We start from the raw sequence: 7,226 nt of genomic DNA, 5'->3' as shown, positions 1-7,226 counted from the left end.
CGCCCACCCCCGCCACCGCCCGCCCGCGGATCCGCGTCGGCGCCGTCCTCTACGGACTCGTCCTCGCCGCCGCCTCGATCGGCCTGCTCGTCGTCTCGGCCGACCCGGTGCTGCGCGCGCAGGTCGTCGAGCGCGGGATCACGCTCGAGCCCGGCGCCGCGCTCGCCCTGGCCGTCGCGGCGCTCGGCGCCATGGCGCTCCTCCTCGGACTCGCCCGCCTGCTCGACCGCCGCGCCGCTCGCGACGACGGCTGACCCCGGCGCGGGACGCCGGGTGCTCGCAACCCCCTGCCCCGCATCCGCCGAGAGGCGCAGACTCGTCCCGGGCGATCGCCCGCCACCCCCTGGAGACGAGACCATGCCCTTCTGCGCCCTCGAGAGCCTCCGCTGATGGAGCTGGGCATCGCCGCGATCGTCGGCGTCTCGGTCCTCGTCGCGGTCGCCGTCTTCTCGCGGCGCCTCGGCGTCGCCGCCCCGATCGTCCTCGTGCTCGCCGGCGTCGGCCTCTCGTACATCCCCGGGGTGCCGGAGGTGGTCGTCCCGCACGAGTGGGTGCTCGACGGCGTGCTGCCGCCGCTGCTGTACGCGGCGGCGCTCAGCGTCCCGTTCATCGACTTCCGCCGGAATCTGACCACCATCACCGGCCTGTCGGTCGTGCTGGTGCTGATCTCGGCGGCCGGCGTCGGCGCGCTCCTCTTCCTCCTCCTCCCCGAGCTCGGGCTGGGCCTGGCGATCGCCGTGGGCGCGATCATCAGCCCGCCCGACGCCGTCGCCGCGACCTCGGTCGGCCGGCGGCTCGGCCTCCCGCCGCGGCTGCTCACCCTGCTCGAGGGCGAGGGACTGATCAACGACGCGACCGCGCTGGTGCTCCTCCGCTCGGCCCTCGCCGCCGCCGCGGGGACGCTCGCGACGCCGTGGGCCGCGATCGGCGACTTCCTCTACGCGGTCGTCGTGGCCGTCGTGGTCGGGTTCGTGGCCAGCGTCGTCACCGTCTTCGTCCGCTCGCGGCTCGAGGACCCGGTGCTCAACACCGTCCTCTCCTTCATCGTCCCCTTCGTCGCGTTCATCCCCGCCGAGGGCCTGGGCGCCTCGGGCGTGCTCGCCGTGGTCGTCGCCGGCCTGCACACCGGACACGCCTCCTCCCGCGCCTTCACCGCGCAGTCGCGGGTGAACGACCGGATCAACTGGCGGACCGTGCAGTTCCTGCTCGAGAACGGCGTGTTCCTGCTGATCGGTCTCGAGATCCGCTCGCTGATCCACGACGCCGACAGCGCGCGCCTCTCCGTGCCCGGAGCGGTCGGGATCGGGCTGATCGCGGTGGTCGGGCTGATCGTCGTGCGCTTCCTCTGGGTCGGGCCGGTCCTCCTCGGCGAGCGCTGGCAGACCCGCCGGGCCGAGCGCCGGGCCCGCGAGCAGAAGGAGCTGCTCGAGTCGCCCGAGGCGCAGGAGCTGCCGAAGGAGGAGCGCGGCCGGGCGAAGCGGCGCTACCTGCTGCGGCGCAGCGACTACCGGCACTTCAGCCGCAACGGCATCGGCTGGCGCGGCGGTCTGGTGCTCGGCTGGTCCGGGATGCGCGGAGTGGTGACCCTCGCGGCCGCGCAGTCGCTGCCCGAGGACATCCCGTACCGCCCGCAGCTCGTGCTGATCGCCTTCACCGTGGCCGTCGCGACCCTGCTGATCCAGGGCAGCACGCTGCCGCTGCTGATCCGGGCGCTGGGCATCCGCGGGATCGACGTGCCCGAGGACCAGCGCGCACTCGCGGGCCTGCTCGACGAGATCACCGAGAAGGGCCTCTCGGTGCTGGAGCACCCGGGCGACGCCGTCGAGGGCGCCGACGGCGTCGCTCCGGACGTCCTGGAGCGGGTGCGCCAGACGTCGTTCCTCCGCTCCGAGGCCGCCTGGGAGCGCTCGCGCGGCACGGAGCGGTCGGTCGCGGACACTCCGCACCGCCTCTACCGGGCGCTGCGCCTCGCCGTGGTCGCGGCCGAGCGGGAGGCGCTGCTGGACGCGCGCTCGCGCCGCGCCTACCCGCAGCGCATCCTCCGCGACGCCCAGTCGCTGCTCGACCTCGAGGAGACGCGGCTGCGGGTCCGGCGGGGCTCCGAGTCCTGAGGGCTCGGGATCGTGACGATCGCTCCCGGGGATGCCCGCGCTGATCCGCGCCCTGTGGAGGAGCGCCGAGCTCCTCGAGTGCGCCATCCGGATCGACCCCTCGGACCACGGCCGTCCGGCCTCCCCGGCATAGCCCGCCGATGCGTCACCCCCCGTTAAGCCCGCGCTCCCCGCTTCCTCTGGCACTGCCGTCGCCCCGCCCGTAACCTGCGGATCGCCTGAGAATCGGAAGCTCGATTCGGCCGCACTCGAAGAGGGGTGGCGGGCCGGGGCGGATCCCCTCGGGCGATATCACGAGGGCCGATCCGCGCGCCAGCCCTCGCAGAGAGGGCAGACGGGGCGCTGAGAGGAACGCTATCCCGTGCGGCGCCGGAGCGCACGCGCCACTTCGTTCGAGTGCTCTCAGGTCCAGTCGAGAGCGGAGCGCTCGGCCCAGTAGCGGACCGGATCCACGGCGAGCGCCGGGAGGTCCGGGAGCTCCCGGGGCCGCGCGCGCAGGTTGGCCCGCAGCTGCTCCGGAGTCGCCGCGCCGCTCAGCACGACGTCGGCCCAGGGCTGCGCGAGGACGGCCCCCAGGGCGACGGCGTCCGGCGCGGCGGCGGCGTGCTCGATCGGGTGCGCCACGAGCCTCCCGTTGGCGAGGGCCTCCTTGACCACCACCAGCCAGCCGTCGTCGTGCGCGGCGGCGAGCGCCCGGCCCGCGGACTGCTCGAGCGGGTTCCAGGTGCTCTGGACCGCGCTGAACGGCGACTCCGGGATCGCGCGGGCGAGCTCGATCACGCGCGCCTGCTCGGGTCCGCTGGTGGAGAGGCCGACGCGCACTCCGGAGCCGGCGAGGCCGCGCAGTCGGTCCAGCAGCGGGCGGTCGGTGAGGGCCGGGCTCTCGGGAGTGATCGAGTGGACGAGGTAGGAGTCGGGCGCCGAGCCGAGCGCGTCGAGCGTGAGCGGCCACTGGCGGTCGAGCATCGCGACCGAGTGCTCCTTGCGCTCGTGCACCGGCGCATCCATCGCCCACCCGCCGACGTACTCGTAGCCCCACTTCGACTCGATCGTGAGCGCCGCCCGCCGCTCCGGATGCCGGGCGAGCCAGCCGCCGAGGAACTCCTCCGCCCGCCCGTAGGAGCGCGCGGCGTCGAGGAAGCGGACGCCGGCGTCCCACGCCGCGTCGAGCAGCAGGTGCGTGCGCTCGCGCAGCGCGTCGACGCTCCGCTCGGCCGCGGGGCCGAGGTCGTCGTCGCGCCCTGCCGTGATGTACGCCGGCCGGCCCACGGCCGCCAGCCCGATCCCGAAGCGCTGCATCCCGCCCACGGTACGCCCGTCCCGGAGCTGCGGCAGCCGCTAGCGTCGAGCGGTGACCTCCGCCCTCGACCGCAGCATCCTCCGGCTCGCCGTCCCGGCGCTGGGCTCGCTGGTCGCCGAGCCGCTCTTCCTGCTCACCGACTCCGCCCTGGTCGGCCATCTCGGCGCCGTCCCGCTCGCCGGGCTCGCGCTGGGCGGCACGGTGCTGCAGACGATCGTCGGCCTGATGGTCTTCCTCGCGTACAGCACCACTCCGCGGGTCGGCCGGGCCCTCGGCGAGGGCGACGAGCGGAGGGCCGTGGCGGCCGGGATCGACGGCGGCTGGCTGGCCCTGCTCCTCGGCGCCGGCATCGCCGTGGTGGGCGCGCTGACCGCTTCGGCCGTCGTGGCGCTCTTCGGCGCGGAGCCGGCGGTTGCCGAGGCGGGCGTGCGGTACCTGGCGGTGAGCATGGCCGGGATCCCCGCCATGCTCGGCGTCTTCGCGCTCACCGGGCTCCTCCGCGGCTTCCAGGACACCCGCACTCCGCTGGTGATCGCCGCCGGCGGATTCGCTCTCAACGCCGCTCTCAACGCCGTGCTGATCTACCCGGCCGGCCTGGGGATAACCGGCTCCGCACTGGGGACGGTGATCGCGCAGTGGGCCATGCTCGCGGCCTACGCGGGAGTCGCGCTGCGGCTCGCCCGGAGGGTCGGCGCGCCGCTGCGGCCGCACCTCGCGGGCCTGGCCTCCTCCGCGGGATCCGGCGGCTGGATGCTGCTGCGCACAGCGAGCCTCCGCGCGGCGATCCTGCTCGCGGTCGCGACCGCCACCTCGCTCGGGGCGGAGGAGCTGGGCGCCTTCCAGGTGGCGATGACGCTGTTCTCGACGGTCGCCTTCGCCCTCGACGCGGTGGCGATCGCCGCGCAGGCGCTGCTGGGCCGCCTCCTCGGCGCGGGCGACGCCGAGCAGGCCCGCGCCGTCACGAAACGCTGTGTGACCTGGGGAATCGGTGCGGGTGCAGTGCTCGGAGCGCTGGTCACCGGTCTGAGCGGTGTCCTGCCGTACGTCTTCTCGAGCGACCAGGAGGTGCTGCGGCTGCTCCCCGCGGCGATCGCGGTCGTGGGCCTCACCGCTCCGCTCGGCGGCTACGTCTTCGTGCTCGACGGCGTGCTGATCGGCGCCGGCGACGGCCGCTACCTGGCGCTCAGCGGCCTCGCGAACCTCGCCGTCTTCGTCCCGCTCGCCCTGCTCGCCCCCGCCGCGCCCGCCGAATGGCGCCTCCTCGCGCTCTGGCTCGCCTTCGCCGTCGGCTTCCTCGGCGCCCGCGCGGTCACCCTCGGGCTCCGGGTCCGCAGCGACGTCTGGCTCCGCTGACCGCACTCCTCCCCTGTGGAGAAGCCTGTGGACAACTCCGGTCAGCGCGGCGGTGCGCTGGTGTTCCCGCGGTGGAAGACGGCGTGGAAGCAGACCGCCTCCGCCTCCTCGTCGGCCAGGAGCGCGACCGCGGCCCGTCCCGCCGCACGGCCCTTCTCGACCGCGGGCTGGGCCATCGTCGTGAGGTCGTACTCGGCCGCGAGACCGGGCACCTGCACGCCGTCGAAGCCGACCACCGAGAGGTCCTCGGGCACGCGCAGCCCGCGCTCCTCCGCCGCGAGGATCACGCCCGCGGCCAGCAGATCGCTCTGCGCGACGACCGCGGTCGGCGGCTCCGCCCCCTCGAGCAGCGTGCGGCCCGCGGCGACGCCCTCGTCGACGGAGCTCGCCGCGGCGGCGGCGACCGACGCGTCCGGGAAGACGTCCTGCACGCCGAGGAGGCGGTCGACCGGAGTGATGCTGGGGCTCGAGCGCCAGCCGGCCGGGATCGCGCCGCGGCGGCGGTCCTTCGCGAACGGGAGCGAGACCACCGCGATCCGCTCGTGGCCGAGCTCGCGCAGGTGCTCCGCGAGGGTGCGGCTGGCCTCGCGGTTGTCGAGCGAGATCACGGCGCCGCCCAGCTCCGAGAGGCCCTCGACCACGACGACCGGCACCCCCCGGCGGCGCAGCACGGCGACGGAGTCGTCGACCGACGGGCTGCAGCCGACCAGGATCATCGCGTCGACCGGGGCCGTCGCCAGCAGGCCCGCGCCGTCGCCGGTCTCGGTGAGCAGCAGGATCCCGGCGTCGACCCCGCCGAGCACGTCGGCGATCCCGTCGAGCATGGCGATCTTGATCGGGTCGCGGAACGCGTGCAGCATCCGCTCGTCCACAACGACCCCCACGATCCCCGAGCGGCCGCGGCGGAGCGAGCGCGCCCGCGGGTCGGGGCCGGCGTAGTCGAGCTCGGACGCCGCGCGCAGCACCCGCTCCTTCGTGGCCTCCGAGACGGGGCCGGAGCCGCTGAAGACCAGCGAGGCGGTGGAGGGGGACACTCCGGCCCGGCTCGCGACGCGGGCGAGCGTCGGCCGGGGGCTCTTGCGGGGTTCCACGTTCCTCCTCGTGGGGGCGGCGCGCTCGTCGTCGGTTGACCGTCCCCGGGGTTCCGGATAGCTTAGACCGGCTCGCTTCGAATCGATTCGACCGTGCCTCTCGATCCGATGCCCGGATCCCGCCCGCACCAGGAGAACCGCCATGACCTCGACGTCCGCGCTCACGCGCCCGCACCTGGTCGCCTGGCGCAACGCCGTCTTCACGATCTTCGTCCTCAGCGGGATCTCCATCGCCACCTGGGTCTCGCGCACCCCCGCCATCCGTGATGAGCTCCAGCTCTCGACCGCCGGAGTGGGCCTGCTGATCCTCTCGATGTCGATCGGCGCGATCGTCGGACTCGCGTTCTCGACGCCGGTCATGGGCGCGATCGGCGCCCGGCGCGGCATGGCGCTCGGCCTCACCGTCTCGGCGGCGGGGCTCGCGGTGCTGGGCGTCTCGGCCGACGTCATCGGCGTCCTCCCCGCGGCCTTCGCCGGCATGGCGATGCTCGGCTTCGGCAACGGAGCGGTCGACGTGATGATGAACGTCGAGGGAGCGGCCAACGAGAAGGCCTTCGGCAAGACGCTCCTGCCGCTGTTCCACGCCTTCTTCAGCCTCGGCACCGTGGCCGGCGCGCTGATCGGCGCGGGCGCCTCCGCTCTGGCCGTGCCCGTCGCCGTCCACCTCGGCGCGATCGCCGTGGTGATCGCCGTGACCGCGGTGATCGCGATCCGCTTCGTCCCGGTCCGCGAGGAGCTCGACACCTCCGGCGCGGCGACCACGGTGAAGCCGCCGGTCCGCGAGCGCGTCGCCGCCTCCCTCGGCGTCTGGCGCGACGGCCGCCTCGTCCTCATCGGCCTGATCATGCTGGGCATGGCCTTCGCCGAGGGCTCCGCGAACGACTGGCTGACCCTGGCGATGGTCGACGGCCACGGCACCGACAAGACGACCGCCGCCGTCGTGTTCGGCGTGTTCGTCGCCGCCATGACGGTCGGACGCGTGATCGGCGGACCCGTGCTCGACCGCTTCGGCCGCGTCCCGGTGCTGCGCGCCTCCGCCGGGCTCGCGATCGTCGGCATCCTGCTGTTCATCCTCGCCCCGGTCGACGCGCTCGTCGTCGTCGGCGCGGTCGCCTGGGGTCTGGGCTGCTCGCTCGGCTTCCCGGTGGGCATGTCGGCCGCGGCGGAGGGGCCGCACTCGGCCGCCCGCGTCAGCGCGGTGGCGATGCTCGGCTACGTCGCGTTCCTGGTCGGACCGCCGGCGATCGGCTTCCTCGGCGAGCACTACGGCCTGCTGAACGCCCTCTTCCTGGTTCTGGCCCTGGTGGTCGTGGGCGGGCTCGCCTCCCCCGCCGCCCGCAGGCGACGGAGCTGACCGCCGCGCCCTCGACG

6 protein-coding genes are annotated in these 7,226 nt (G+C 74.8%); 4 read left to right on the top strand and 2 right to left on the bottom strand.

Going from position 1 to position 7,226, the window contains the following annotated elements; genetic code table 11:
- On the top strand, positions 1 to 254 hold a 254-nt coding region (locus C5B93_RS17200; RefSeq protein WP_181068335.1), incomplete at its 5' end, for a hypothetical protein.
- A gap of 135 nt (positions 255 to 389) precedes the next feature.
- Positions 390 to 2,111, top strand: a complete 1,722-nt coding sequence (locus C5B93_RS05465) for a sodium:proton antiporter (protein ID WP_104261412.1) — start codon at positions 390 to 392, stop codon at positions 2,109 to 2,111.
- Between the two features lie 402 nt (positions 2,112 to 2,513).
- Here C5B93_RS05465 and C5B93_RS05460 read toward each other — a convergent pair whose 3' ends face one another.
- Positions 2,514 to 3,410, bottom strand: coding sequence for an aldo/keto reductase (locus C5B93_RS05460; RefSeq protein WP_104257972.1), 897 nt, complete (start codon positions 3,408 to 3,410; stop codon positions 2,514 to 2,516).
- A gap of 52 nt (positions 3,411 to 3,462) precedes the next feature.
- Here C5B93_RS05460 and C5B93_RS05455 point away from each other — a divergent pair, with 52 nt between their 5' ends.
- Complete coding sequence (locus C5B93_RS05455; protein WP_104291965.1) at positions 3,463 to 4,764, top strand: MATE family efflux transporter; 1,302 nt, start codon at positions 3,463 to 3,465, stop codon at positions 4,762 to 4,764.
- Between the two features lie 41 nt (positions 4,765 to 4,805).
- Here the strand turns inward: C5B93_RS05455 and C5B93_RS05450 are convergent, their stop codons facing one another.
- Positions 4,806 to 5,855, bottom strand: coding sequence for a LacI family DNA-binding transcriptional regulator (locus C5B93_RS05450; protein WP_258068145.1), 1,050 nt, complete (start codon positions 5,853 to 5,855; stop codon positions 4,806 to 4,808).
- Between the two features lie 142 nt (positions 5,856 to 5,997).
- Between C5B93_RS05450 and C5B93_RS05445 the strand changes: the two genes are divergently transcribed.
- Complete coding sequence (locus tag C5B93_RS05445) at positions 5,998 to 7,209, top strand: sugar MFS transporter (RefSeq protein WP_104291964.1); 1,212 nt, start codon at positions 5,998 to 6,000, stop codon at positions 7,207 to 7,209.
- The last annotated feature ends 17 nt before the right edge of the window (positions 7,210 to 7,226 follow it).

Origin of the sequence: Rathayibacter sp. AY1A2, assembly GCF_002930935.1 — a bacterium.
GTDB lineage: Bacteria > Actinomycetota > Actinomycetes > Actinomycetales > Microbacteriaceae > Rathayibacter.
The sequence above is the reverse complement of the archived record's forward strand: the minus strand, read 5'-3'. Positions and strand labels throughout refer to the sequence as shown.

What these genes read in the sequence shown, in the direction of transcription:
- C5B93_RS05445 (WP_104291964.1), top strand. Translation starts at nt 5,998, where the DNA reads ATGACCTCGACGTCCGCGCTCACGCGCCCGCACCTGGTCGCCTGGCGC.
- C5B93_RS05465 (WP_104261412.1), top strand. Translation starts at nt 390, where the DNA reads ATGGAGCTGGGCATCGCCGCGATCGTCGGCGTCTCGGTCCTCGTCGCG.
- C5B93_RS05460 (WP_104257972.1), bottom strand. Translation starts at nt 3,410, where the DNA reads ATGCAGCGCTTCGGGATCGGGCTGGCGGCCGTGGGCCGGCCGGCGTAC.